This window comes from Streptosporangium sp. NPDC049046 (assembly GCF_040649155.1).
In the GTDB taxonomy this organism is placed as follows: Bacteria; Actinomycetota; Actinomycetes; order Streptosporangiales; family Streptosporangiaceae; genus Streptosporangium.
On sequence record NZ_JBEZEZ010000021.1, the window covers coordinates 51,308 to 75,122 of the forward strand.

General features: G+C 68.2%; 26 protein-coding genes. 15 read left to right on the forward strand and 11 right to left on the reverse strand.

The features are described 5' to 3' along the window. Positions 1–31: 31 nt before the first annotated feature. Positions 32–604: a sugar nucleotide-binding protein gene (locus AB0B96_RS27450; RefSeq protein ID WP_362903106.1), complete on the reverse strand. Its 573-nt coding sequence runs from the start codon at positions 602–604 to the stop codon at positions 32–34. Positions 605–860: 256 nt separating this feature from the next. Continuing rightward, on the reverse strand, positions 861–1,241 hold the full coding sequence (locus AB0B96_RS27455; protein ID WP_362903108.1) for a transposase: 381 nt from the start codon (positions 1,239–1,241) through the stop codon (positions 861–863). A 93-nt stretch (positions 1,242–1,334) separates the two neighbouring features. Here AB0B96_RS27455 and AB0B96_RS27460 point away from each other — a divergent pair, with 93 nt between their 5' ends. The 3 genes from AB0B96_RS27460 (at position 1,335) to arsM (ending at position 3,469) form a co-directional block, all read left to right on the forward strand. Next, positions 1,335–1,565 carry a helix-turn-helix transcriptional regulator gene (locus AB0B96_RS27460; RefSeq protein ID WP_362903110.1) on the forward strand — a complete coding sequence of 77 codons (231 nt, stop codon included), beginning with the start codon at positions 1,335–1,337 and terminating at the stop codon, positions 1,563–1,565. A 329-nt stretch (positions 1,566–1,894) separates the two neighbouring features. Further along, a complete protein-coding gene (locus tag AB0B96_RS27465) occupies positions 1,895–2,230 on the forward strand; it encodes a metalloregulator ArsR/SmtB family transcription factor (RefSeq protein ID WP_362903112.1) in 336 nt (111 codons plus the stop codon). A 9-nt stretch (positions 2,231–2,239) separates the two neighbouring features. Beyond that, entirely contained in the window at positions 2,240–3,469 is a 1,230-nt protein-coding gene (arsM, locus tag AB0B96_RS27470) for an arsenite methyltransferase (RefSeq protein WP_362903114.1), read from the forward strand. A 259-nt stretch (positions 3,470–3,728) separates the two neighbouring features. Here arsM and AB0B96_RS27475 read toward each other — a convergent pair whose 3' ends face one another. Next, positions 3,729–4,556, reverse strand: a complete 828-nt coding sequence (locus AB0B96_RS27475; RefSeq protein WP_362903116.1) for a sulfite exporter TauE/SafE family protein — start codon at positions 4,554–4,556, stop codon at positions 3,729–3,731. A gap of 357 nt (positions 4,557–4,913) precedes the next feature. Here AB0B96_RS27475 and AB0B96_RS27480 point away from each other — a divergent pair, with 357 nt between their 5' ends. The 4 genes from AB0B96_RS27480 (at position 4,914) to AB0B96_RS27495 (ending at position 7,529) form a co-directional block, all read left to right on the forward strand. Continuing rightward, entirely contained in the window at positions 4,914–5,564 is a 651-nt protein-coding gene (locus tag AB0B96_RS27480) for an arsenate reductase ArsC (protein WP_362903118.1), read from the forward strand. A gap of 81 nt (positions 5,565–5,645) precedes the next feature. Further along, positions 5,646–5,987, forward strand: a complete 342-nt coding sequence (locus tag AB0B96_RS27485) for a metalloregulator ArsR/SmtB family transcription factor (protein WP_362903269.1) — start codon at positions 5,646–5,648, stop codon at positions 5,985–5,987. A 32-nt stretch (positions 5,988–6,019) separates the two neighbouring features. Beyond that, positions 6,020–7,132: an ACR3 family arsenite efflux transporter gene (gene arsB, locus AB0B96_RS27490; RefSeq protein ID WP_362903120.1), complete on the forward strand. Its 1,113-nt coding sequence runs from the start codon at positions 6,020–6,022 to the stop codon at positions 7,130–7,132. Next, positions 7,125–7,529: an arsenate reductase ArsC gene (locus AB0B96_RS27495; protein ID WP_362903122.1), complete on the forward strand. Its 405-nt coding sequence runs from the start codon at positions 7,125–7,127 to the stop codon at positions 7,527–7,529. The genes arsB and AB0B96_RS27495 overlap by 8 nt, the downstream gene beginning before the upstream one ends. 72 nt (positions 7,530–7,601) lie before the next feature. Here AB0B96_RS27495 and AB0B96_RS27500 read toward each other — a convergent pair whose 3' ends face one another. After that, positions 7,602–8,891 carry a M28 family peptidase gene (locus tag AB0B96_RS27500; RefSeq protein ID WP_362903124.1) on the reverse strand — a complete coding sequence of 430 codons (1,290 nt, stop codon included), beginning with the start codon at positions 8,889–8,891 and terminating at the stop codon, positions 7,602–7,604. Next, complete coding sequence (locus tag AB0B96_RS27505; RefSeq protein WP_362903126.1) at positions 8,888–9,130, reverse strand: hypothetical protein; 243 nt, start codon at positions 9,128–9,130, stop codon at positions 8,888–8,890. The genes AB0B96_RS27500 and AB0B96_RS27505 overlap by 4 nt, the downstream gene beginning before the upstream one ends. A gap of 313 nt (positions 9,131–9,443) precedes the next feature. Between AB0B96_RS27505 and AB0B96_RS27510 the strand changes: the two genes are divergently transcribed. Next, entirely contained in the window at positions 9,444–10,871 is a 1,428-nt protein-coding gene (locus AB0B96_RS27510; protein ID WP_362903128.1) for an ATP-binding protein, read from the forward strand. Between the two features lie 103 nt (positions 10,872–10,974). Here the strand turns inward: AB0B96_RS27510 and AB0B96_RS27515 are convergent, their stop codons facing one another. From AB0B96_RS27515 to AB0B96_RS27535, 5 genes are all read right to left on the reverse strand, one after another. Beyond that, complete coding sequence (locus AB0B96_RS27515; protein WP_362903130.1) at positions 10,975–11,319, reverse strand: metalloregulator ArsR/SmtB family transcription factor; 345 nt, start codon at positions 11,317–11,319, stop codon at positions 10,975–10,977. 33 nt (positions 11,320–11,352) lie between these two features. Next, the gene (locus tag AB0B96_RS27520) at positions 11,353–12,609 is read right to left on the reverse strand and encodes an MFS transporter (RefSeq protein WP_362903132.1); all 1,257 of its coding nucleotides are present in this window, start codon (positions 12,607–12,609) and stop codon (positions 11,353–11,355) included. After that, a complete protein-coding gene (locus AB0B96_RS27525) occupies positions 12,606–12,881 on the reverse strand; it encodes a hypothetical protein (protein ID WP_362903134.1) in 276 nt (91 codons plus the stop codon). Before AB0B96_RS27525 ends, AB0B96_RS27520 begins: the two co-directional genes overlap by 4 nt. A gap of 48 nt (positions 12,882–12,929) precedes the next feature. Beyond that, positions 12,930–14,336, reverse strand: coding sequence for an FAD-dependent oxidoreductase (locus tag AB0B96_RS27530; RefSeq protein WP_362903136.1), 1,407 nt, complete (start codon positions 14,334–14,336; stop codon positions 12,930–12,932). 261 nt (positions 14,337–14,597) lie between these two features. Beyond that, on the reverse strand, positions 14,598–15,101 hold the full coding sequence (locus tag AB0B96_RS27535) for a hypothetical protein (RefSeq protein WP_362903138.1): 504 nt from the start codon (positions 15,099–15,101) through the stop codon (positions 14,598–14,600). An 87-nt stretch (positions 15,102–15,188) separates the two neighbouring features. On the opposite strand from AB0B96_RS27535, the gene AB0B96_RS27540 reads away from it, so the two are divergent. Beyond that, on the forward strand, positions 15,189–15,527 hold the full coding sequence (locus AB0B96_RS27540; RefSeq protein WP_362903140.1) for a helix-turn-helix transcriptional regulator: 339 nt from the start codon (positions 15,189–15,191) through the stop codon (positions 15,525–15,527). Beyond that, positions 15,509–16,087, forward strand: a complete 579-nt coding sequence (locus AB0B96_RS27545) for a permease prefix domain 1-containing protein (protein WP_362903142.1) — start codon at positions 15,509–15,511, stop codon at positions 16,085–16,087. Before AB0B96_RS27540 ends, AB0B96_RS27545 begins: the two co-directional genes overlap by 19 nt. Before the next feature lie 181 nt (positions 16,088–16,268). Here AB0B96_RS27545 and AB0B96_RS27550 read toward each other — a convergent pair whose 3' ends face one another. Beyond that, positions 16,269–16,610 (reverse strand): metalloregulator ArsR/SmtB family transcription factor, encoded by a 342-nt coding sequence (locus tag AB0B96_RS27550; RefSeq protein ID WP_362903144.1) that lies wholly within the window; start codon positions 16,608–16,610, stop codon positions 16,269–16,271. Between the two features lie 57 nt (positions 16,611–16,667). Between AB0B96_RS27550 and AB0B96_RS27555 the strand changes: the two genes are divergently transcribed. The 5 genes from AB0B96_RS27555 to AB0B96_RS27575 all read left to right on the forward strand — a co-directional run bounded on the left by AB0B96_RS27555 (position 16,668) and on the right by AB0B96_RS27575 (position 23,806). Next, a complete protein-coding gene (locus tag AB0B96_RS27555) occupies positions 16,668–17,774 on the forward strand; it encodes an NAD(P)/FAD-dependent oxidoreductase (RefSeq protein ID WP_362903146.1) in 1,107 nt (368 codons plus the stop codon). A gap of 382 nt (positions 17,775–18,156) precedes the next feature. Continuing rightward, positions 18,157–18,660, forward strand: a complete 504-nt coding sequence (locus AB0B96_RS27560; protein ID WP_362903148.1) for a hypothetical protein — start codon at positions 18,157–18,159, stop codon at positions 18,658–18,660. Positions 18,661–18,687: 27 nt separating this feature from the next. Beyond that, on the forward strand, positions 18,688–19,260 hold the full coding sequence (locus AB0B96_RS27565) for a DUF6461 domain-containing protein (protein WP_362903150.1): 573 nt from the start codon (positions 18,688–18,690) through the stop codon (positions 19,258–19,260). A gap of 218 nt (positions 19,261–19,478) precedes the next feature. Then, on the forward strand, positions 19,479–19,865 hold the full coding sequence (locus AB0B96_RS27570) for a cellulose binding domain-containing protein (RefSeq protein WP_362903152.1): 387 nt from the start codon (positions 19,479–19,481) through the stop codon (positions 19,863–19,865). Positions 19,866–20,239: 374 nt separating this feature from the next. After that, a complete protein-coding gene (locus tag AB0B96_RS27575; protein WP_362903154.1) occupies positions 20,240–23,806 on the forward strand; it encodes a CHAT domain-containing protein in 3,567 nt (1,188 codons plus the stop codon). Positions 23,807–23,815 lie beyond the last annotated feature (9 nt).

Genomic DNA, 23,815 nt, shown 5'->3' on the forward strand with positions numbered 1-23,815 from the left:
GTGAGCACATTCGCAGGCAATAAAATCACGATCAGCGGTGTCCCTCACCGAGAAACTGCCGCGCGCCACGCAGTTCGGTCCGAAGCCGCCTTTGAGTCATGTCGCACCGCAGGCGCACGTCCAACGGCCCGGTCAAACCGGCCTCCGCGCGCCGCCCTGAAGGCACCTCGTCCATATCGAGTCCGTCGCGTCGGGCGATGAGCAGTCCCAGCTCGTACCGGCTCACCGCATCAGCTCCGGCGACGTGGTGGACGCCGTGATACCTGGACGTGGCGCGTTCGAGGAGAGCCGCGGCGAAATCGGCGACATGCACGGGACACCGGACATCGTCGGTGAACAACGTTCCCCTGACCCCGCCGCCGGCCAGTCGATGCACCAGCACTTCGTGCGGAGAATCGCCGTCACCGACGATCAGGGACGTCTGAACTACCGCTGAGTTCGACACGATGGCGTCCACTGCCGTCTTGGTGGCGGCTTTGGCGGCACCGGAGGGGGTGATCGGATCGGGAACGCTCGTCTCGTCATAGCGGATCGCCGCTCCGGAGAAGACCGCGTCGCTGAACACGTGAACCAGGCGCCCGTCCGCCGCGAAGGCCACGTTCACGGCACCGACCGCCGTGGTCGCTCAATCCGTCTGCCGGTACGCGGTATTGACGACCACCTCCGGCTGCCACGCGCCGATCAGGGCTCCGACCTCCTCTCGCCGGCGCACATCGAGCGGCGACCACTCAAGCAGTCGCAGCGCGCACCCGGTCGATCATGATGGGCCGCGACTTCAGGCACGGGACTCGCAGAACAGCCAGTGCTCACTTGACGACTGTGGAGACATGGCCAAGTGGCGCCAGATGGGCGAGGTCGTATCAGCCGACCTCCATCAACTCGGCGGCAAACAGCGCGCTCGCCGCCCTGAGGATCTCGTTGGCGCGCTTGAGCTCGGCGTTCTTTTTGCGGAGATCGCGCAGTTCTGCCAGCCGGATGGTGACCAGCTGGTCGTCGTCTTGGTGCGTGGCCTCATCCTCGCGGATCCATGTACGCAGTGCTTCGCGATGAACTCCCAGATGCTCTGCCAGACGGCTGATGGCCGGTTTGGGGTCCGACTCCCGGTACAGCTGCACCGCATGCGACCTTAGGTCATCGGGGTACTTTCTTACGGCTGGCACCCGATCGTTCCTCTTCCCTCGTGAGCCGAGCGACCTTCTGATGGCGATCCCGACAAGGCGTGATGCCACCTGAAACCTCACTTCTATCTCTAACGGAGAGAGAGGCGATCACACTCCGTTAGATGTACCATGTATGGTACAGACTTTGAGTGAGGCGCATACCAGGTTTGGTACGTGCCATCCGCGATCACACCCCGACTCACTGAACTGCGCAGACAGTTCGGCATCAGGGTCCGTGAGGTGCGTGAACAGCAGGGGCTGACCCAGGAGACGCTGGGTGAGATGGCAGAGGTCGACAGGAAAACCATCAACCGGATCGAGAACGGTGCTTACAGTCCGTTACTGGATCACGTGTTCAAGATCTCCGACGCGCTTCAGGTGTCAGCCGCCGAGCTGTTTCGTTAGCCAATCTCATGATCGCGCCGAACGCGGAAGCTCCGTGGTGTGAGCGCGCCACAACGTGCTTGCCTGCTGATAGCGGCGAAGGCACTCAAAGACGCTGACTTGCTGCCGGAAAAGCCTGCTAGCTGTGACAGGGCGGCTCGCTGGACCCGGGTGATCCGGACAGGTTGATCCTGCCATCGGACCTGCCAGCAATCACGCCTGTCGGATGGCTGGCGCACGCTGCTCTACCGGCAGGCGTGAACGTGGAGATGCCGTCTTCGTGGTTGGCCTTCCCGAAGGCGGGAGGAGGGGTTCTCCAGCAGGCACTCATCGTATATCGTCGATATTCGATGAATGCGAAGAAGGAACACCTGGGGCGGGCCGAGGCCGAAGAGTACGCGAGCTGGTTCAGGGCGCTGGCCGACGGCACCCGCATCCAGATCGTGTCGTTGCTGGCCCGGCGGCGCGAGCCGATGAGCGTCGGGGAGATCGTCACCGCCGTCGGGATCGGCCAGTCGACGGTGTCACACCACCTGAAGATCCTGTCGGAGGTGCGGTTCGTCCTGGTGGAGCGCCACGGCACCTCCAGCCTGTACCGGATCAACGAGGCCTGTGTGAGCTGCTTTCCCACCGCCGCCGACGTGGTGATGGGCAATCCCGTTCCCACAACGCCCACCTGCCAGTAGGAGCACGCCATGGCACACGACGAGGTCGTCAACCGCTACTCCGGCCTGGCCCGCGCGGCGCTGGCCGGTGAGACCGTCACCGACTGCGGCGCCGAGGCCTTCGAGCGGGGCCGCTTCGGCGCGGCCGGCTACGACGACACCGCAGGCCTGCCCGAGGGCGCGCTGCGCGCCAGCCTCGGCTGCGGCAACCCAGTCGCCGTCGCCGAACTGCGTGAGGGTGAGACCGTGCTCGATCTGGGCTCCGGGGGCGGCATCGACGTCTTGTTGTCGGCGCGCCGGGTCGGGCCGCACGGCAAGGCCTACGGCCTGGACGCCAGCGCCGACATGGTGAAGCTGGCCCGCCGCAACGCCGAGCAGGCGGGCGCGACTAACGCCGAATTCGTGTACGGCGCGATCGAGGCGATCCCGCTGCCCGATCACGCGGTCGACGTCGTCATCTCCAACTGCGTAATCAACCTGTCCAGCGACAAAGCCGCCGTGCTGGCCGAGACCTTCCGGGTACTGCGGCCCGGAGGCCGCCTGGGCCTCAGCGACGTCGTCACCGAAGGCACCCTCGACCCTGAGCTGCGAGCGGCCACCGAGCATCGAGTGGGCTGCGTCGCCGGCTCGCTCAGCGTCGCCGAGTACCGCCAGCTGCTGCTGGAGACCGGATTCGTCGGCGCCTCGATCACGCTGACCGCCGATCACGGCGACGGTGTCCACTCGGCGATCGTCCAGGCGATCAAGCCCGCGATCTCGCCGAGGCTGGAGATCCGGCCGATGCGCGACGCCGACGCCGAGCAGGTGCTGGCCATCTACCGGGCGGGGCTGGAAAGCGGCCAGACCAGTTTCGAGACGACGGCCCCCAGCTGGGAGGGCTTCACCGCGGGCAGGCTCGCGCATCTACGCTACGTCGCCGCCGATACTCATACCGGTGAGGTCGTCGGCTGGGTGGCCGCCTCACCGGTATCGGCGCGGCCGGTGTATGCCGGAGTCGTTGAGCACAGCGTCTACGTTCATCCCGGCTGCCAGGCCCATGGGATCGGCCGGGCCCTGCTGAGCGCGTTCATCGCCGCCAGCGAGGACGCCGGGATCTGGACGATCCAGGCCGGAATCTTCCCGGAGAACGCGGCCAGCCTCTCGCTGCACCAGACGCTCGGCTTTCGGGTAGTCGGCACCCGCGAGCGCGTCGGCCGCCACCACGGCACCTGGCGCGATGTGATCATGATGGAGCGGCGCAGCACAATCGTCGGGCGATGAACCCGGGGCGAAGGTGCGGGAACATCCGGCGGCCGACGATGGTTGTGCATCTCGTGGCCGGTGTGCCCAGTGTCCCCGGGCCTCACCTATCGCCTTCGCGGAATACCGTTCGGCTGGAGCCGCGTTGCGCATTTCGCCGAGAGGCGACCTGCACACCGGTACGCACACGTTGAACCGAAGGCCCCGCCCACAGGGCGGGGCCTTCGGCGTATTCAGGTGCCATTGACAAACGACCATCTGCTTCGAGGCGTGGGGAAGTTCATCTCCCCCCAGGGGCGTGGCGGGCCAGCTTGACCGCCGAGATCAGCAAGATGGCCGCGAGGGCAGGGATGAGGATCAGGTCGGGGATAGCCTCGAGCAGCAGGCCGCCCAGGAGTGCGCCGGTGACCGAGCCGGCGACCATGACTGCGATAAAGCGCAGGTTGGTGCCCAGGACGGCGAAGCTGCCATCGCGGCTGTAGCGGGTGAAGGCGACCAGCATGGTGGGCAGGGACACCAGCAGCGACAGGCTGCCCGCGGTCTTGATGTCGACGGCGTACAGCAGCACGATCGTCGGGATCAGCAGCTCACCGCCGGCCACGCCCATGATCGCGGCGACTACGCCGATGCCGAACCCGGCCACCGCCCCTGTGAACGCCTGTACCGGGGCGGGCAGCGCCATCGAGCCCAGGGCGGTGGTGTGGGTGAGCACCAGGGCGCCCGCCATGCCCACCATCAGGGCCGCCAGCACCTTGTACAGGGTGGCGGTGCGCATCCGCACCGCCCACGATGCCCCGACCCACGCCCCCGCGAGGCTTCCGGCCAGCAGGTTGACCGCCACTGTCCAGTGCGCGCCCAACTCGATCAGGGAGACGGCGGCCAGGCGGGCGGGCAGGGCGACCAGCACCACGATCAGGCTCATCGTCTTGTTCACGATGACTGCTGACAGTGCGGCGAAGCCGAACAAGCCGATCAACAGTGGCAGACGGAATTCGGCGCCGCCCAGGCCGATCATCCCGCCCAGCAGGCCCACCGCCGCCCCAGCGGTGAAGATCAGCGGCGCTGAACCCGCTGCGCGAGAAGGGAGAGCGGCTTCGTCCGTGCTCACACCCACCACGCTCCTCGTTGCCCGATGCCCGCGCCGTACGCGGGTCGCTCCTACGATCTCCTACCGCCCCCGGCGGGTGACGTGCAGGGCTGAGACGGCCGCTGTGATCATCAGAGTTCGGGACTGCAGACCCCTGCAGTCCGACGATTTCCTCTTCGGAGCGCCCGCACCGGCGGCGTCCCGGGGTGATGCTCCCTGGCTCTCCGACAGGGCTTTGTCTCCGAGCGGCCCGAAGGGAAGGCGCACATCGGCTGTTCATGCACCGTTTACCCACACTGGGATCGATGGATGCCAATATCGGCGTGAGTCGAATTAGACACTCATCGATTCCATGCGTGGACGTCCCGGGAGCCAGCGATGACCAGTACCGACAAGCGCGACGACCTGACCATCGATCAGCAGCTGGCGATCGCCACCGCGGCGCGTCGGCTGGGGGAGGAGTTTGTCGGCACCTTCTCGGTCGAGACGATCGAGCGGTTCCTGCACACCAGCTACGACCAGTTCGCCACCCGCGCCGCGGTGGCCAACTTCCTGCCGCTGCTGGCCGAACGTTTCGCCCGCCAGCGCCTGCACGCCCTGGCCCGCGTCGAGGGCAAAAGCGACGGGCGGCCGATCGTGCTGTTCTTGTGCGTGCACAACGCCGGCCGCTCCCAGATGGCGCTGGGCTTCTTCTCCCATCTGGCCGGTGATCACGCGGTCGGCTGGTCGGGTGGCTCGGAGTTCGCCACGGAGATCAATCCGGCCGCGATCGCCGCGATGGCCGAGCGCGGCATCGACATCTCCCGGGAGTTCCCCAAGCCGTGGACCGAGGAGATCGTCCGGGCCGCCGATGTGGTGATCACCATGGGCTGCGGGGACACCTGCCCGATCTTTCCCGGCAAGCGCTACCTGGACTGGGAACTGCAGGACCCGGCGGGCAAGAGCTCCGAGGAGGTACGCCCGATCCGCGACGAGATCGAGCGCCGGGTGCGCACCCTCCTTGGCGAGCTCGGCGTGCCGGTCAGCTGACCCCCGCACACCGAGCACTCATAGACGTCTGTCAATATAGACAGTGCGTGACTTCGATGAGTATCTATGTCCGGAGGTCTGATGGAGCTGTTGCAGATCCTTGAGTGCAGCCCGCCGCTGGTTCGCCAACCCCTGGACGCCGGGCAGGCCGCCGGGATCGCGCCGGTGTTCAAGGCCCTGGGCGATCCGGTCCGGCTGCGGATCTTGTCGATCGTGGCCAGCCATTCGGGCGGCGAGGTGTGCGTGTGCGACATCACCGGCGCCTTCGAACTGTCCCAGCCCACCATCAGCCACCACCTCAAGGTGCTCAAAGAAGTCGGGCTCCTGACCTCTGAGCGGCGCGCCTCCTGGGTCTACTACCGCCTGGTCCCCGAGACCTTGACCGAGCTGTCGGCCCTGCTGAACACCCCTGCCACCGTCTGACCACGGCACCGTTGCACCGTTAAGGAAGATGCATGTCCTCAAGCCCACCTCCACTTCCGGCCGCCGCGGGTTCGACAGGCGTGATGGGTGCGCTGTCGACCCTGGACCGGTTTCTGCCGGTGTGGATTGGCCTGGCGATGGCTGCCGGACTGTTGCTGGGACGCCTGGTGCCCGGCCTGAACTCCGCGTTGGAGGCGGTGAAGATCGGCGAGATCTCGCTGCCGATCGCGCTGGGCCTGCTGCTGATGATGTACCCGGTGCTGGCCAAGGTCCGCTACGACCGTCTGGGCACGGTCACCGGCGACCGCCGCCTGCTTTTCGCCTCCCTGGTGCTGAACTGGGTGCTGGGTCCGGCGCTGATGTTCGCGCTGGCCTGGCTGCTGCTGCCCGACCTGCCCGAGTACCGCACCGGCCTGATCATCGTCGGTCTGGCCCGATGCATCGCCATGGTGCTGATCTGGAACGACCTGGCCTGCGGCGACCGCGAGGCTGCCGCCGTCCTGGTCGCGATCAACTCGATCTTCCAGGTGATCGCTTTCGGCGTGCTCGGCTGGTTCTACCTGGAGGTCCTGCCCGGCTGGCTGGGCCTGGGCGAGGGCGCCGCGCTGCGGGTCTCGGCCTGGGACATCGCCCAGTACGTGCTCATCTTCCTCGGCATTCCCCTGCTGGCCGGATACATGTCGCGCCGGCTCGGCGAACGCGCCCGGGGCCGCGACTGGTACGAGGAGCGCTTCCTGCCGAAGATCGGGCCCATCGCCCTGTACGGGTTGTTGTTCACCATCGTCATCCTGTTCGCCCTGCAAGGCGAGACGATCACCTCCCAGCCCGGGGACGTGGCCCGCATCGCGCTGCCGTTGCTGGCCTACTTCGCCCTCATGTGGGGCGGCTCCTTCCTGGCCGGCCGGGCGATCGGCCTGACGTATGAGCGCACCACCACGCTCGCCTTCACCGCGGCGGGCAACAACTTCGAGCTGGCCATCGCGGTCGCGGTGGGCGTGTTCGGCGTCACCTCCGGTCAGGCCCTGGCCGGGGTGGTCGGCCCGCTCATCGAGGTGCCCGTCCTGGTGGCCCTGGTCTACGTCAGCCTCTGGGGCCGCCGCCTGTTCACCACTTCCACCACCTCTGAGGGATCGGTTCATGTCTGATACGCCCAGCGTGTTGTTTGTCTGCGTGCACAACGCCGGACGCTCCCAGATGGCCGCCGGCTGGCTCACCCACCTGGCCGGAGATCGCATCGAGGTCCGCTCGGCCGGCTCGGAGCCCGCCGAGCGGATCAATCCGGCCGCCGTGGCGGCGATGGCCGAGGTGGGCATCGACATCACCGGCCAGAGGCCGAAGATCCTCACCACCGAGGCCGTGCAGGACTCTGATGTGGTGATCACCATGGGCTGCGGGGATGCCTGCCCGTTCTTCCCCGGCAAACGCTATGAGGACTGGAAGCTCGATGACCCGGCCGGTCAGGGCATCGAGGCCGTTCGGCCGATCCGCGACGAGATCCGCGCCCGCATCGAGAAGCTGATCGCCGAGCTCGACGCCCGGTAACCACCGGCCGCTGCCCCGCCCGGCCTGGTCCAGGCCGGGCGGGGCAGCCGGGTCGCGGCCAGCACCTGCCTTTTAAGTCTGCGGCGACCCGGCCAGCAGCCACACGGTGGCCACCAGCAATCGCGCGGCGGCCAGCAGCGTGTCCGGCTCGATGCGCTCAGGGGTTTCAGCGGGGGTCTGGTAGCCGGGCATGCCCATCCCGATGCCGATCGCGGCCAGCCCGGCCGCGGCGTAGCGGCGGTTGTCCGAGGCCATCGCCCCGGCCCGCAACGCCACCCCGGTGCGGCGCCCAGCCTGGTCCAAGACGGACAGCAGCCCATGGGCCGGGCCGCCCGCCTCGACCGCGGCCGCCTGGTGCAGCTGCGCGGCCCCGTCCAGGTTGATGACCTGAGTGCCCGGCGCCACAGCGGGGGCGTGGTGGGCCGAACCCCATGCGCCGGTCTCTTCGGCGTCCAGGAAGGACACCGACAGATCCACCGGCGCTCTCAACGAAGCGCGCAGGACGCGGGCGGCCTCCAGCACCGCGGCCACCCCGGAGGCGTTGTCGGCCGCAGCGGGCAGGCGGCGATCCGGGTCGTCGCCCACCCCGTCGAAGTGCGCGCTCAGCAGCACCCGCGGCCCACCTTCCGGGCCCCGCGCCATCGTCTCGTCCGCAGCGTCCCACCCGATCGGCAGGTGGCCGTGGACGTTGACTCCCTGGGCGCCGACCGACCGCAGCGGCATCGACGCCGTCACGTTCACCTGCCCCGTGCTGAGGGCGCCGACCAGGTGCCGGTGCAGGTCGGGGCGCAGCCCGATGACCGCCACCGCGCGCCGGGCGGGTCCGGCGATCATCTTGGACATCCACCCCTCGGCGTCGGTGCCCCGGACCATCAGCACGCCGAGCGCGCCGCCGGCTTCAGCGCGCCCGCAGGCCTGGGTCCAGTCCTCGGCTGAGGCCAGGACCCAGCGGCCGCCGAGATCGGCCGCCTCCGCCCCCACCAGCGGCGCCGAGCGCGGCTCGGGCACCTCGGCCGAGGCCAGGTGCTCGACGAAATCACGGCGATGCTCCAACGCCCGGACCGCCGCATCGGTGCTCCAGCCCAGTATCGGCGTGCGATACAGCTCCCGCACCTCGGCGACGTCGAACGCATCAAGCCGCACCTGGGCGCCCAGCCCGCCCAGCTGCTCGGCGAGCCAGAAGGCGGCGGCCCGGCCGCCGGGGGTGCCCACCCGCCGGCCCGCATAGCCGTCAGCGGCCAGCTCGCGGACGGTGGCCAGCATCCTGTCGGCCGAAAGCCGCTCCAAGGCCTTCGCCAGGCCCGGCTCCCGGACGGTCGGATCTGGCTGAACCGGGGTGGGCGCCGATGACCGGGAGATCATCCGCAGCACCCGGTGGCGGCGCTGCCGGTGGTCTGCGGGCTCGCCGGTGCCTGGCCGCAGCACCCGGCCTCGGCTGCCTGGCTCGCCGCCGCGGGGCTGCCGCAGCAGGAGGTTGCCGCTGCTTGGGCCGCCGTGGTTGTCTCGGGTGCGGCGGGGCCGCCGCAGCATCCTCCCGCCGCGGGCGGGGTGAACGCCTCGTCGAGGTTTCCGGTGAATCCGCCGCCGACGCTGTTGGCCATCGCAGGCTCCCTTCGGCGCGGGGCCAGACATAGCGACCCCACCCCATGAATTAGATGAATGTCTAAGTAGCGCCACCATTCCACACTGTTTAGACGGACGTCAAGTTAGATGGAAATCTAATCACTGTGGTGGCTATGACATCGCCCCCCTTGCTGAAGAGGATGGCTGACAAGGGGTGTCACCGCGTTGACAGTGAACACATTGAGTGCGTGTTTGCTGACAATCCGGTTGAATCGTCGTTTACGGTGACCGGGCCAGATCCGATCGTCACCGTGGTCGATCGCCACTGTGGTCAAAGGAGACCCGCTGCTCATGCTGCACAGCCCTCGCCGCCTGGAGGCCCTGCTCGGCGCGCCTTTGCATTTGGTCACTTACGCCCAGATCGCTGCCCTGGTCAACAATCCCGACGCCCGCGAGGCCGAGGACTTGGACTACAAGGTCGACATCCCCGACGGGGACAGAGAGCGCAGGGAGAAGGGCAACGACGACGTCGCCGTCGATGTCGCCACCTTCGCCAACCACACCGGCGGCCTGATCATCGTCGGGATGGCCGACGTCGGCGATATCCCCTCCAAAGCCATGGACGTGGGCTTTCAGCGGCTGCAGTCGCGCATCCGCAACGCGGTCGCCGCTCGCGTGCACCCCATGCCGCGCTTTGCCATGCGTGAGGTGCCCAACCCCGCCACCCCCGGTCACGGGTTCCTGCTGATCTCGATTCCGCCCAGTTCACAAGCCCCGCACGCGGTGTCGAACCCGGCGCAGAAGAACGAAAGCCCGCTGCGCTGGCCGCGCCGACACGGAGCCGACAAGGTGTGGCTGAGCGAGTCGGAGATCGCCGCCGCCTACCGGCGCCGCCTCATGGGTGCCGGCGACCAGGTCGACCGCCTGCGTGAGCTGGAGGATGAGGCGGTCATAGCCGCTGCGATGACCAGCGCCCGGCAGGGCTACCCCAGGCCGCTGCTGGTGGTCACCGTGGTACCCGATCTGCCCGGAGACCTGCTGCTGGACGGGACAAAGGTGCGCGACTTCGACGAGAGGACCAAGAGCGAGGTGGTCATGCTGGGCGCCCACACCGCCACCTTCGACAGCGTCGGCGTGGCTCATCGCCGCCTGGTCGCCGAGGCCGGCGCCACCACCGTCTATGCCGTCCGCGCCCAGCTCTACACCGACGGCGCAGCCACCTTCGCGCTCCACCCGACCGCCATTTCCCCGTTTGTCAGCGACAAGCTCACGGTGTGCGTCCTGGATGCCGAAATCGTCAGCCGCACGGCCAGTGCCCTGCGCTACCTGGCCCGCCACGCACGTGACCGCGCCGCCGCGGCCGGATCGGCGATAGCGCGCGTGATGCTGGTAGCCGACACGCATCTGCACCCGGCTGTCTCGGCCAAGCCGGAGCTGGAGACCGCCTGGCCCTTCGACGACCCCGACCTCATCCGCTACCGCGTCGACCTCAACACCACGACCCGCGCCATCGACGGCCACCGGTCGCTGGGCACGCGCTTCATCCGGTTGGCCTTCGGGGAGGCGGCGGTGTCGCTGGATGACCTGGCTGATGACGGACGGCCGCTGGCCCGGGCCACCGCCGCGGTGTGTGGTGATCTGTTCCAGGCTTACGGAGTGCCGGAAAACCAGCAGATCCGCAGAGACGGCACCATCAATCGCCGCGCCTGGGGCGGCCACTGGGATCAGATCGAGAAATGGGCGCAAAAAGCCGGCGTTCCGCTGGCCGACGAGGACTAAAGCGCCAGCTGCCCCATCACCTCGGCCACCGGACCCGCCTGCCCGCCGCCGATCACCACGACATCGACTGGCCGCGACGAGAGGGATGCCGCCGCCGGGCCGGTCACACGCTCACGGACTCGGCCAGCGGAGTGAACAGCGCACCCAGCCGCGCCACAGCGGCCGGGACGATCCAGTAGTAGACCCAGGTGCCCCGGCGCTCGGAATCGATCAGCCCGGCCGTCCGCAGCACTTTGAGGTGGTGAGAGATGGTGGGGCCGCTCAGATCGAAGGCGGGGGTCAGGTCACACACGCACGCCTCGCCGCCCGCGTGGGAGCCGATCATCGACAGCAGGCGCAGCCGGACCGGGTCGGCGACGGCTTTGAGCATCACCGCCAGGTCGGCCGCGTCATCCTCCGACAGTGGCTCGCGGGCGATCGGCGCGCAGCACTGGGCGGTGGCGGTCATACGGCAACTCCCCTGCTTCGACATTCGTCTAAATCATACGCGGTGGTAGGCGACCAGCGCGAACGCGGCGACGGCGCAGGCCACCGCCACGGCCGCCATCACCCACGTGTAGCCGGCCGCCTGGGCTAACGCGACCGCGCCCAGCGGCGCCAGCGCCTTGTCGGCGACGGAGAAGGCCGCGATGCGGCCCGACAGCGAAGCGTAAGCGCTGCTGCCGTAACGCTGCAGGAGCAGGTGCGGCAGGGTGATGGAGGCGATGCCGAAGCCGAGCCCGAACCCCAGCACGCAGCCGATGGCGCCCGGCACCGTGCGCCCGGCCAGCGGGAGCAGCGCGGCGGCGACGCCCTGCAGGGTGAAGATCGCGGCGGCGATGAGGGCGGCGGGCAGGCGGCGTTGCAGGCCGGTGGTGAGCAGGCGGCCGGTCACCGACAACACCCCCAGCAGCCCGGCCAGCGTGGCGGCCAGAACGGGTGAGTGGCCCAGGTGGATGAGGTAGGTGATGAGCAGGACCGCCATCACCGCCGCGGCGCCGCCGTTGGCGGTGAAGGCGATCACCAGCAGCCAGAACGGCCGCGCCCGGGTGGCGTCCTTGACGATCCGGGCCCGCTCGTGGGTCGTGGCCGCCTGGCGCCTGGCGCGGGCGGGGCGACGCACGACGAGCGCGTGCAGCGGGATCGCCGCCACGCCGTAGATCACGGCCAGAACCACCAGGGCGGTGCGCCAGCCGTAGGCGTCGACCAGCAGGCCGGTCAGCGGCAGGAAGATGGTGGAGGCGAACCCTGCGACGACGGTGAGCGCGAGCAGCGCGTTGGCCCGGCCGTTACCGGGACCGTCGAACCAGCTGACGATGACGGCGAAGGCGCTCTCGTACAGCACCATCGCCGAGGCGATGCCGATCGCGGCGAAGACCGCATACAGCTGGGCCAAGTTCTCCACCCGCGACCAGGCCAGGACGGCGAGCGCGCCGATGACCGACCCGGCGGTCATCAGGCCCCGGCCGCCGCGGGCGTCCAGCAGGCGGCCGACCAGCGGGGCGCACAACGCGGCGATCAGGATCGAACCGGTCAGCGCGGCCGCGATCTGGGCGCCGCCGGCGTGCAGGTCGGCCGCCATCGGGGTGAGGAAGACCGAGAAGGCGTAGTAGAGCACGCCGTAGCCGATGGTCTGGGTGACGGCCAGGGCCGCGACGATCCGCCAGCCGCGCCCCGAACGCGGCCGGCCGCCGCCCCCGAGAGCGGGGGCGGCGGCCTCAGTGGGGGCCTCGGTGGCGGGTTCAGCGGCGGAGCTCACCGGAGCGTCCCGGCGCAGCCGATCAGCTGGCGTCCATCGGCCGTGGTCATCCAGCGGCCAGGTGATGGGTCTTCGGTGATGAACCCCTGGACGTGCAGCCGCCAGGCCAAGGAGCCGGCCGTCCGGGCGATCGCCGGGGCGAACCCGGGGTTGCTGCTCGGCCCGCGGGCGGCGACCAGGCGCTCACCCAGCCGGTGGGTGTCGATCGGCCCGTGCTCGCAGATCAGGCGCAAGACTTCCTTCTGGGCGGCGGTGGGGTATCCCTCAGACATCTGAGGCTCCTTGTCGGTGCGGCTTCGGCGCTGGTCGATGGCCGGTGTTCAGCCGCAGCAGCCACCACCGTCGCCATCACCACCGCCGACGGTGACCAGCGGGAGCGGGGTGGCCAGCAGGCCGCCGCTGATGCCGGTGGCCAGGCCGACCCGTCGCTCCTGCTCCTCGACCAGCCCCGAGGAGCACACTCCGGTCTCAGGCAGGTCCAGCTGCACGTCGCGGGCGGCCTCCCAGTCGCCGGCCAGCGCGGCGACAACGGAGCGGACCTGCTCGTACCCGGTGGCCATCAGGAACGTCGGGGCGCGGCCGTAGCTCTTGACGCCGACCGCGTAGTAGCCGGACTCCGGGTGGGCCAGCTCATCGACGCCGTGCGCGGGCACGGTGCCGCACGAGTGGGCGTTGGGGTCGATCAGCGGGGCCAGGGCGCGGGTGGAGCCGAGGATCGCGTCCAGGTCCAGGCGCAGCTCTGAGGCGATGGAGTGGTCGGGCCGGTAGCCGGTGGCTGCCACGATGCGCTCAGCGGTGACCGACTGCTCGGCGCCGGAGGGGGTGCGGCTGACCACCGTCACCTGGCCGTCGTTCTCAGTGATCGAGTGGGTGTAGAAGCCGGTGACCAGGGTGATGCGGCCCGAATCGACGTGCGCCCGCAGCCGGGTGCCCAGCGCCCCACGCGCCGGTAGGGCATCGGCCTCACCGCCGCCGTAGGTACGGCCGGCGCTGGTGGCGCGGATCGCCCAGGTGATCTGCGCGCCCGGCAGCTCGGCCAGGGCCAGCAAGGTGGTGGCCGCCGAATGGCCCGCCCCGACGACCAGGGTGTGCCTGCCCGCGTAGGTGTCGCGGTCGGCGCCCAGCACATCGGGCAGCGCGTGGTCGATGAACGTCGCCGCCTGCTCCTCACCGTAGGCGGGCAGGCCGCTCGCGCCCAGCACGCTGGGCGAGGTGTAGGTGCCGGAGGCGTCGATGATCGCCCTGGCCTGGAGCTCCTCACCGCTTTCGGTGCGGATGAGGAACGGCGCATCCTCACGTCCCGTGGTACGGACCCGGTCATAGCCCAGGCGGCTGATCGCGCTCACCCGCACGCCCAGCCGCAGTCGGGAGCCGAACAGTGTGGCCAGCGGGGCCAGGTAGTCGGTGATCAGCTCGGCGCCGGTCGGCAGCCAGTCCGCGTCGGGTGCCGTCCAGTCGCCGGCCTGAAGCAGGCGGCGGGCTGCGGCGTCGATGTTGTACTTCCACGGGCTGAAGACCCGCACGTGGCTCCACTGGGCGACCGAGGCGCCGACCTGCTGCCCGGCCTCCAGGATGAGGAAGTTCAGACCACGCTCGGCCAGGTGCGCCGCGGCGGCCAGGCCGACCGGGCCCGCCCCGATGACCACGATCGGCAGCGCATCGGCCTGCGCGGGGGCGAGAAACCGCTCGACCGCGACCGCGGCCGGGCCGCAGCATCCATCACTCATGGCTCTTCTCCTGAAAACGCGTAGTGATCGTCAAGGACCAGTGGATCGACAGGCTTATGGATGTGAGCGATGACTCCGTCAGCGCTGCGGCTCGCGTCACACACCTGAGGGCGGGGTGCGTCGAACGTGACGGCCCAACGTCCTGGCGGGCCGGCGAAGCAGAGCGCACACCACACCCCTTGATTAGAAGATTGTCGAATCAAGAGACAGGTTGCCTCACTGATTCGAGATCTGTCAAATCAGGAGAACGCTATTTGAAAATCACGGTGTCGTCCGCCTCGCGGGAAGGGCGCGCTTGATCGCGCGTGCGATCAGCGGAAGTCCAATGAGGCTGGGCAGCACCCAGTAGCTCCAGGCGGGGAGCCGGTCCCAGAGCGGCAGGTTGGGGCCGTTGTCGACGTAGAAACCGGTCAGCAGCGCGACGTAGGACAGCCCCATCCCCATGATGTGGATGTACGGTCGGCGCCGCCGGTTCAGATAGCCGGTCATGCCTCCGGTGAAGGCCAGCGAGCCGATGGCGAACAGGTGGGCGTTCTCCCGCCAGCGGATCATCGCCAAGATCGTCATCGTGGCGAAGACGACCGCCAGGCCCCAGATGTAGATCCGGCCGAACCGCAGGTGCCGGGCGCCGCCCTTGCGCGACAGCGCGGCCACCGCACCGCAGGTCACGCAGACCAGACCGGCGATGACATGGACGGCCAGCGCCGTCAGGAAAACCGGCCCCGCATTCGGGACCGGGAGACCGAAGACGGTGATCTCATCCATGCCGCACCCCATGTGTAGTGTTGCTATATATAGCGACGCTACTCCGGTGATTGCCTGGGCGGAAGGGCCGATATAGCGTTACTACCTATGAGGGCCGAAGCGCTCAAAGGACACCTGGACGGCCTGCTGCTCGCCGCGCTGGAGAGCGGGCCGATGCACGGGTACGCGGTGAAGGAAGCCCTTCGGGAAGCAACGCAGGGGCGCATCGATCTGCCCACCGGCACCGTCTATCCGGCATTGCACCGCTTGGAACGGGCCGGACTGATCGCCGGGAGCTGGTCGGTTGTCGCCGGTCGGCGCCGCCGCAGCTATGAACTCACCAGCGCCGGACGTACGGCGCTCGGCGGCGAGCGGGCCAGCTGGCAGGAGTTCGCGACCGCGGTCACCGCGGCGCTGGGGGCGCGGCCATGGCCGGCCGCGACCTGATCACCGCGCAGCTCGACATCCTCGCGACCCGGCTGCCCTCCCAGGTGGTGGAGGAACTCGCCGACGGGCTCGAGGAGGCCTACGAACTCCATCTCCACGCCTGCGGCGATCCCGAGCAAGCCGCACGGGCGGCCATCGCGGAGTTCGGCGACGCCGACACGGTCACGGCCGCTTTCCTGCGTGAATCACCGTGGCACCGCACCGCCATCGTCCTGCTCCTCACCGGTCCCCTCATGGCCGCTGCCTGGGCTGTCACGCTGCTCACAGCGGGCGCGTGGACCTGGTCGCTGCCGCTTCCCGCCAAGATCTTGTACGGTGCGGCACTCGTGACGATCGTGTGCGCCCTGCTCTTCGTGGTCCGGGAGAAGCTCGCCTATCGACGAACGCGCCTGGCCATGATCGGCAGCGTCCTGGGGTTGATCGTCCTTGACGTGCTCATGCTGACTGTGATCGCGGTCATGACGCCGGTGCCGGTGTGGCCGATGGCGGTAGCCGTACCGGCAAGTGCGATCCGGATTCTGTCCCTCGCGCGCAGACTCCCCGCAGTCATCGCCGCATAGCCACGTCGCGTCGCTCACCGGCGAAGGCCGCCAGCCGCAGGGCGGTGACCGGCTCGATGCCGAGTTCGGTGGCCGACACCGCCGGGATCGTCGCGCTCTACGCCGCCGGCACCGATGATCTGCGCGAAATTCCTGCAACTGTGATCGGCCGATCTATGTCGATGTGCCGACAGGCCAGGATTTACCCACAGGCGGCGTCCGGAGTGCAGGCGTTCGGCGGGCAACACGCCTGCAAGCTGAGCTGCAGATCGGCCAGAGCCTGGCCGATCCGGCCGGGATCAGCGCGGTAGTAGACGGTCTTCCACTCCCGCCGGGCGCTCAGTACCCCGCCATCGCGAAGCGTCGCCAGATGGGTTGAGGTGGCCGACTGGGCCAGCGACATGCGCTCGGCGACCTGGCTGACGGTCAGCTCGATTCCGCCGGCGAACAGCATCAGGATCTGCTGACGGGTGTCGCTGGCCATCGCCTTGAGGAAGCCGCGCGCAGCCTCGGTCAGCTCGATGTCGGTGCTCGCCATCTCCATGAGGACGACCCTACCTCTCATATTGTCATTTCTTAATTTGACGATACGATGCGGCGCATGAACACCATCGTCATCGGTGGCGGCCAGGCCGGACTGGCCGCCACCCGAACCCTTCTGGACGCCGGCCTGACTCCGGTGCTCCTGGAGGCAACAGACCAGACCACCGGCTCCTGGAGGCGCTACTACGACAGCCTCACCCTGTTCTCCCCCGCCCGCTACAGCTCCTTGCCCGGCCTTCCTTTCGGAGGCGAACCCGACCGCTACCCGCACCGCGACGAGGTGGTGGACTATCTGGCCCGCTACGCCCGCGATCTCGGCCGCGGGGGCGCCGAGATCCGCACCGGCGCCCGCGTCACCGCCGTCGAAGCCCATACCCACGCCGCCGCCCACCGCGGTGCCCGAGGCGGTGGCGGTGGCTTCACCGTGCACCTCGCCGACGGCAGCACGCTGAACGCGCCCAGCGTGATCGCCGCCAGCGGGTCATTCGACCGCCCCCACCTGCCCGTCCTGCCGGGCCGCGACGGCTTCACCGGCCAGATCCTGCACGCCGCCACCTACACCAACCCCCTGCCCTACGCGGGCCGACGCATCATCGTGGTCGGCGCCGGCAACTCAGCCGTGCAGATCGCCTGCGAACTCGCCGAGACCAACACGGTGACCCTGGCCACCCGCACGCCGATCCGCTTCATCGACCAGCGCCCCCTGGGCAAGGACCTGCACTTCTGGTTCACCATCACCGGCTTCGACCGCCTGCCCGCCCGCCTGGTCACCACTCCGCCCACCGTCCCCATCCTGGACGAGGGACTCTACCGCCGGGCACTACGCGAAGATTTCCTGGACCGGCGCCCGATGTTCATCCGCCTCGACGAAGGCGACGTGGTGTGGGCCGACGGCAACCGCGAACCCATCGACGTTGTACTGCTGGCCACCGGATACCAGCCCAATCTCGACTACCTGAACGAACTCGGCGCCTTGGACGAGACCGGCCACCCCCGCCATGACCGGGGCCTGTCCACCACCCACCCCGGGCTGGGCTTCCTCGGCCTGGAATGGCAGCGCACCCCCGCCTCCAACACCCTGCGCGGAGTGGGCCGCGACGCCCACCACCTCACCCGCAAACTCGCCGCCCACCTCAACACCCACCGCTCCCGGGCGGACGTATAACGAAGGGCGCTTCCCTGGTTCTCCGCTACCGAAAACGTCCCACCACGCCCGGCAACACACCAACCGCGATTCCCCTCTCGCAGCAGAGATGCCGGAGAAAGAGTCGAAGGGGCGACCGAACCGAGTTCGGATCGTACTGTCACCTTGAATGACGTTCGGTTCCTCTGGTTATACAGCCATCTAATTGACAGTGCGCAAGTGGGAGCGGCACTTCACTGTCAAGTTCGACGACCCCAGACAGGTGTCTGGCGCGCTTGCAGATGTCAGTGGAGCTGGCAGCTGGCAATCCCCTGAAAGCGTGGAGACTTGGTTATGCGGCGATGGTCTCCTGAGACCTCGCATCGGTCGGAAATGTCAGCACATGATCATACTCTTGTCGACCATGACCACCGCTCACACCGTCTCGTTCGGCCTCTGGGTTCACTACGGGCAGGCGTATCTCGTCGACGACACCGACGACAACAACGGCTACGCAAATTTCGCCGATGACCATCCTGATCACCCTGTCGGAATCATTCGCGTGGAGGACGGCGCCGCTCTCCTGCTCACAGGCACACACACGGGCACCCTTGGCTTCTCGGCGACCGTGGCCGACCAAGATCCAGGAGCGGACACCGACGAGTATGAGGACATTGTGGAGATCAGCTTTCGGTCAGAGGCCGGACGGCTCTCGCTATGCGAGTGGGGAGGCGAAGGCGTTCACGAAATACCCGAGCTGCCCTCGGGGCCGGGGTGGTACCGGTTGCGCTATCACGCCGTGAACATGGATGAGGAGTCGGAAGCGGAAGATCGCTATCTGCTGCAGATCTGGCCACAGCCTGAGTCCATTCCCCGGGTGGTCAAAAGCACGAGCGCGCAACTCGCCTACTGGCGCAGCGCGGGCTGACGTCCTGACTTCAGGAGGTTTCTGATCATGTCCGATGCCGACTTCATCCCCCTCCGCGTCACCTACCGGACGCCCAAGCTCGGCCGTGCTCAGATCCGGGACTGGGCGAGAGCGAACGGCTACCCGGTCAGTGAGCGTGGCCGGATGGCTCCAGAAATCACGGAAGCCTTCTTCGTCGCCCATCCCGAGATCCTCGAGCAGGCGAGCACGTTCGAGATGGTCCGTGCCACCGCGCGAACCCCCGGCGCGTCGCCAGAAGATTACGGGTGGGAAAAGGACAGCGGGCTCGGCGAGATCTACACGATCGTCTTCGTCCGCGGGCTCGACGAGCACGAGGTGCTTCGCCGGCTCGGAGCCACGGACGAGGACATCCGGCTCATTGGAGACGAGGATTACTCTCAGCCGGAAGGGCCTGAGGTCATCACTGTGAGGCGAATCGGGGACTGGACCGTCGCGATCGAGGATTGCGGCTTTCGGGGCTCGCATAGGGAGGCTCTTTGCCCCCTGTCTCGCGACGGGGGAGAAGCGGTGGCGGTGATGCGGCACAACTACGCAGCCCGGCACCACCTCTCCTATGCCGTCGACGACCTCTTACGATAAGCATGGAATTCCACCATTCATGCCTCGGAAATCCCAGCTGTCGGAACTATTCCACTGAGATCACCTCATTGAATAGCTGAAACTTTCAGTTCCGTTGACTGTATTCGACGCCGACCGTATCGTTCGATCATCGTTTACGTACGCGTCTTTCGTCGCGCACTTCCTGACAGGAGAGGCCCATGACATAACGGCGCGTCCGTCGGCGACGGCGCCTGATCATGTGGCTGGTGGCCGCCTTATTCGGCGCGTTCACCGTCGTCACACCCGCTGACGCCGCCACCACCTGCACGCTGACGTTCCAAGCCAATTACCGGGGGACCGTCGGCGGGCAGTACAGGTGGCAGGTCGATGCGCGGCTGACCAACACCGGCACGACACCGTCGACCACCTGGGAGGCGGTCATCGACTTTCCCTTCTCGGCGGGCGCGGTCGTTCACCTGTTCTGGAACGTGAAGAGGTTCTCGACGACCGTGTGGAGACCGTCGTCGTGGAATGGTGTCATCCTGCCGAACCGGTACGCGAACTTCGGGTTCGAGATCGGCATGCCTATGACGACTACCTCGCCGCCTCTTCCCACTTCCAGTCAGTGCAGCATCACCTATTGATGAAACGGGCGAGTCCATGGGGCTCGTCCGTTCGTCGGCTTTCAATTTGTTGCGAGATCAGGAACTTCTCGTATTCTCCGACGACGTCCGCCCGGGTCGTGAAGCTCACAGGCCGCCGACGCATCACCGCCGGCCCCGGCAAAATCGGCGACATCGCCCGCGCCGCCCTCGTCCTCGCTCAATTCGAGCACGGCAGACTCATTTGAAAGTCGCTGAGATCAGCTCGCTGAATCCTTTTCATCCCCTGGTCAGAGGCCGATACCGTTTAAATAGAGGTTTGGGCTGGTAGCGCCTTGTAAGCGCAGCCTTCCTGGCGAACCTCGCCGGATGCGATACTACTGGGCGGGGTCTGCTGCACTTTCGACGGGAGCGAGATGGAGCAGGAACGGCCGGATAACGAGTTCCTTGTCCTCCAGGGTGAGTACGGCGGGCGGACGCGCACGGTCGTCGTGGTGACGCCGCCCACCTTCCAGATCTCCGACCCGGAACCGATCTTCTCGGCGCTGATGGACCACGCGACGAAGAATTCCTTCCGCGATACCGGTCTCCTCGTGTCGCTGATCCTCCCCGGCCCGGGTGATCTCGGAAACTTCTATGAGTTCTCCTACGTCTTCGACATGGACGGTGACGTCGAGGAGGTCGTCGATATCGCCCTCTCGTTCTTGTCGTTCCAGTTCGGAGTGGCAGACGAGGTCGCCTCGGTGAACGTCTACGGTGCCTTCACCAGCAGCGGAACCGACATCGCCGCGCATCTGCTGCTGACCGTCGTCGGCGATGAGGTGTGGCCGTTCGTGCTCGCCTGCACCACCGATCTCGTGCTCGACGACGCGCTGCCCCGCATCTGCGCCTCGTTCGCCCAGGCCGCGCTCCAGACCTATGAGACCGCCACCCGCACCACCGCGTGGATCGTGGCCGACGGTCTGGCCCTCGGCGAGGGCGATCCCGACGCGTTCTTGGTGCTGCCGTATGCCCGGCGCGCGGGCGCGGCCCCCGGAGACCTCGCCGTGGACGCCCTGCGCGCACTCTCGACCCCGATCCGGGTGGACGGCCCCTTCCGGCTGGCCGGGCTCGACTTCCACGCCTACCTGCTGACCGGCCACTTCGCGGGCGAACAGCGGCGCGTGTGCATCGTCGAACCGCTCGACGGGCCGCCGATCTCCGGGCCGGGACGGCTGCCCGGCAGCGCGCGCTGGCAGTTCTTCAAGCTCCTCGGCGAGGCATCGGTCACCCAGCGGCAGTGGCCGGACGACCTGATCTGGTGCGTCTGGCCGCTGGAGCCACCGGTCTGGCTGACGTATCCGATGCCGCCCGTCTCGGACGACCCGCGGCGTAACGCTGAGGCTGCTCTCTTCTTCTACGGAGTGAAGATCATTCGGGCGCGGGCGGTGGCCTACCCGAAATGGTCACAGCCCACGGGGCAGGGTTCGCTCCTGGCCGCCATGGCGGAGGCCGGGATGCCGAACCCCCGCGCCTTTCTGGTGCACACCGATCCCAACCTGCCGCCCACTCTCATGATTGTCGAGGGGGCGGACACCGAGGAAGAGCAACGGGTCCCTGACATCGATGACGACTACCGGGTCATCGAGGCCGACGCGTTCCTCCGCGAGACGTACTCGGCGATCGACCGGGGTCTGCTGAACGTCGCGTTTCGGTCCTACGCCTACCACCGTTACTTCGGTGCCCCTGATACGCCCGAGCAGGTGGGGGCGTCGTTGGGCGCCGGGATCTCGCTCGCGAACAGGCTCAAGGACGTTCGCCAGTACGACCTGGCCGAATGGGCGGCGTCGTGGGCGGCGTCGCTCGCCGAGCAGCACGGGGCCGCCGAGGCAGCGGTCAAAGCCCACTGGGTCGCGGGCGTCTGCTGTGACTACATGGGCTGGCTGACCGAGGCCCTCGACCACTACGAGGCGGCGCTCCGTGACGCGGACGCCCTCGCTGACGAGGACTTCATCGGGACCCTCGAGATGAGCGTCGGGATCACCACCGTCACGGCGTTCGCCGACTACGAGCCCGAGGCCCGGTTCCTGACCCCGCTCAACGCCGAGCAACGGACCCTGCTGGAGCGGGCCTCCCGGCTCCTCGACGCCGCCGACGAAATCTACGCGGGACGCAAGGACCGCGAACGCTCCCGCACCACGATCGCCATCTACCGAGAGCGGGTCGCCGGCTTGCTCGCCCTCGACGACGACAGCGTGCTGGCCTCCGTTGAGAACCTGGTCGACCTGTGGCACTCTCCTGCCGTCTCCGACGACGAGCGGCTTCGCCAGACCGCCGGATCGTTCATCACGGCCGGGCTGTGGCGACTCGCCGCCACTCCTCCCGAAGTACTGCCCTCCTTCGACAACGCGGCCAACGCGGTCATGAGCGGCCTGACATCCGCGGTGGAGGTCACCTGGGCGAAGATCACCTCCATCGCCGTCCTGTTCGGCGACCGGCTCCATGCGCTCGACGCCCCCGAAGAGGCCCTGGCCTCATACGAGATCGCCCGGAACTCCCAGGTCAACGAGCAGTTTTTTCTCATCCGGCCGCCGCGTCCGACGGAGCGGCACGGCGGGTCGTTCGCGATCGACGTAGTGGGGCGGCGGCTGCGGATGGCCGCCGAGCATCCAGAACTCACCAGGGACCGCGCCACCGAGATCCTCCTGGACGCCGAGAACGCCAAGAGTCGCTGGTTCACCCGCGACCTGGTGATGGCCCTGCCGAACGCGGAACCGGCCGCCCGCGCGGGCGCGACCCTGCCCGTCGGAGCCCTCACCGACCCGCGGATCGCGCTCGCCGAGCGGGCATGGGAGCGATGGCAGGAGACCGGCGACGACAGCCTGGACGATCCACCTGGCCTCCTTGACGAGACGGGGCTGGCCGACCTCTGGGAGTTGCTTCCCGAACGGGCCGCCATTTTGTCGTTCTACTCGGCGAACGACCGGACGTACGTCACCACGCTCCGGAATCCGGGCGAGCAGCCCGTCGTGACGGTGCTGCCCGTCGACCAGCACCGCCTCGACAAAGCGTCGCGGTTGATGAGCGCCTACTTCTCCGGCACCGGGCTGTACGCAGCGCTCGACCCGCGCGACCCAGCACGCCGCGATGCCCGTTTCCTCGGCGAACTACGCAGGATCGGTGACTTGCTGGCGCCGATCGCAGACGCCGTCGCCGACAGCGCGCTGATTGTCGTGCTGCCGCACCAGCAGTGGCACGGGCTACCGATCCACGCGTCCCTGCTGCCGAGGCTATGGGAGGCGGGGCGGCGTCCGGGCCTCGCCTATGCGCCGAGCCTCGACACCCTCAGGTTCCTGCTGCGCCGCGACCGCGAGCGGCCGGATCCGAGGTTCGTCCGGGCAGGGGTGCTGACCGCGCCCGGCCCAGGCGACGACTCCGCGGCGTTCGAAGCCGCGCATTCGGGCTTCGCCGCGGCCCTGGCCGACCACTTCGGCACGGTGCTGTCGGCGTGCGGGCCGACCGCGACCAAGAACGAACTGCTGTACGAGATACGGCACGCGGGCCTTCAGCATCTGATCGCGCACGGCTCGTTCCACGACGGCGCGGATGTCATGGACTCGGCCCTCGCCCTCACACCCGGCCCCGACGGGGTGCCCGAGCTGATGCGCGGGCGCGACTTGATCAGCCTCGGCATCCGCGCCTCGCACGTCACCGTCCAGGCGTGCTCGCTCGGCCGGAGTGTCGCGTCAGCGGGCGACGAGATGTGGGGGCCGACTCGCGCGCTGCTCGCCGCAGGCGCAGGCAGCGTGTTGTCGCCGCTATGGAACATCGACCTGACGTCCTCGACGCAGCTGCTTCACGACTTCTACGACGGCTGGCTCGAGCGGAGGCTCCCGAAGTGGCAGGCCCTCGCGGACGCCCAGTTCCGCATGTGGTCGAACGGCGAAAGCCCGGCATGGCAGCATATGTTCCACTGGGCGCCGTTCAAGCTCGTCGGACTCTGAACCGGAGGC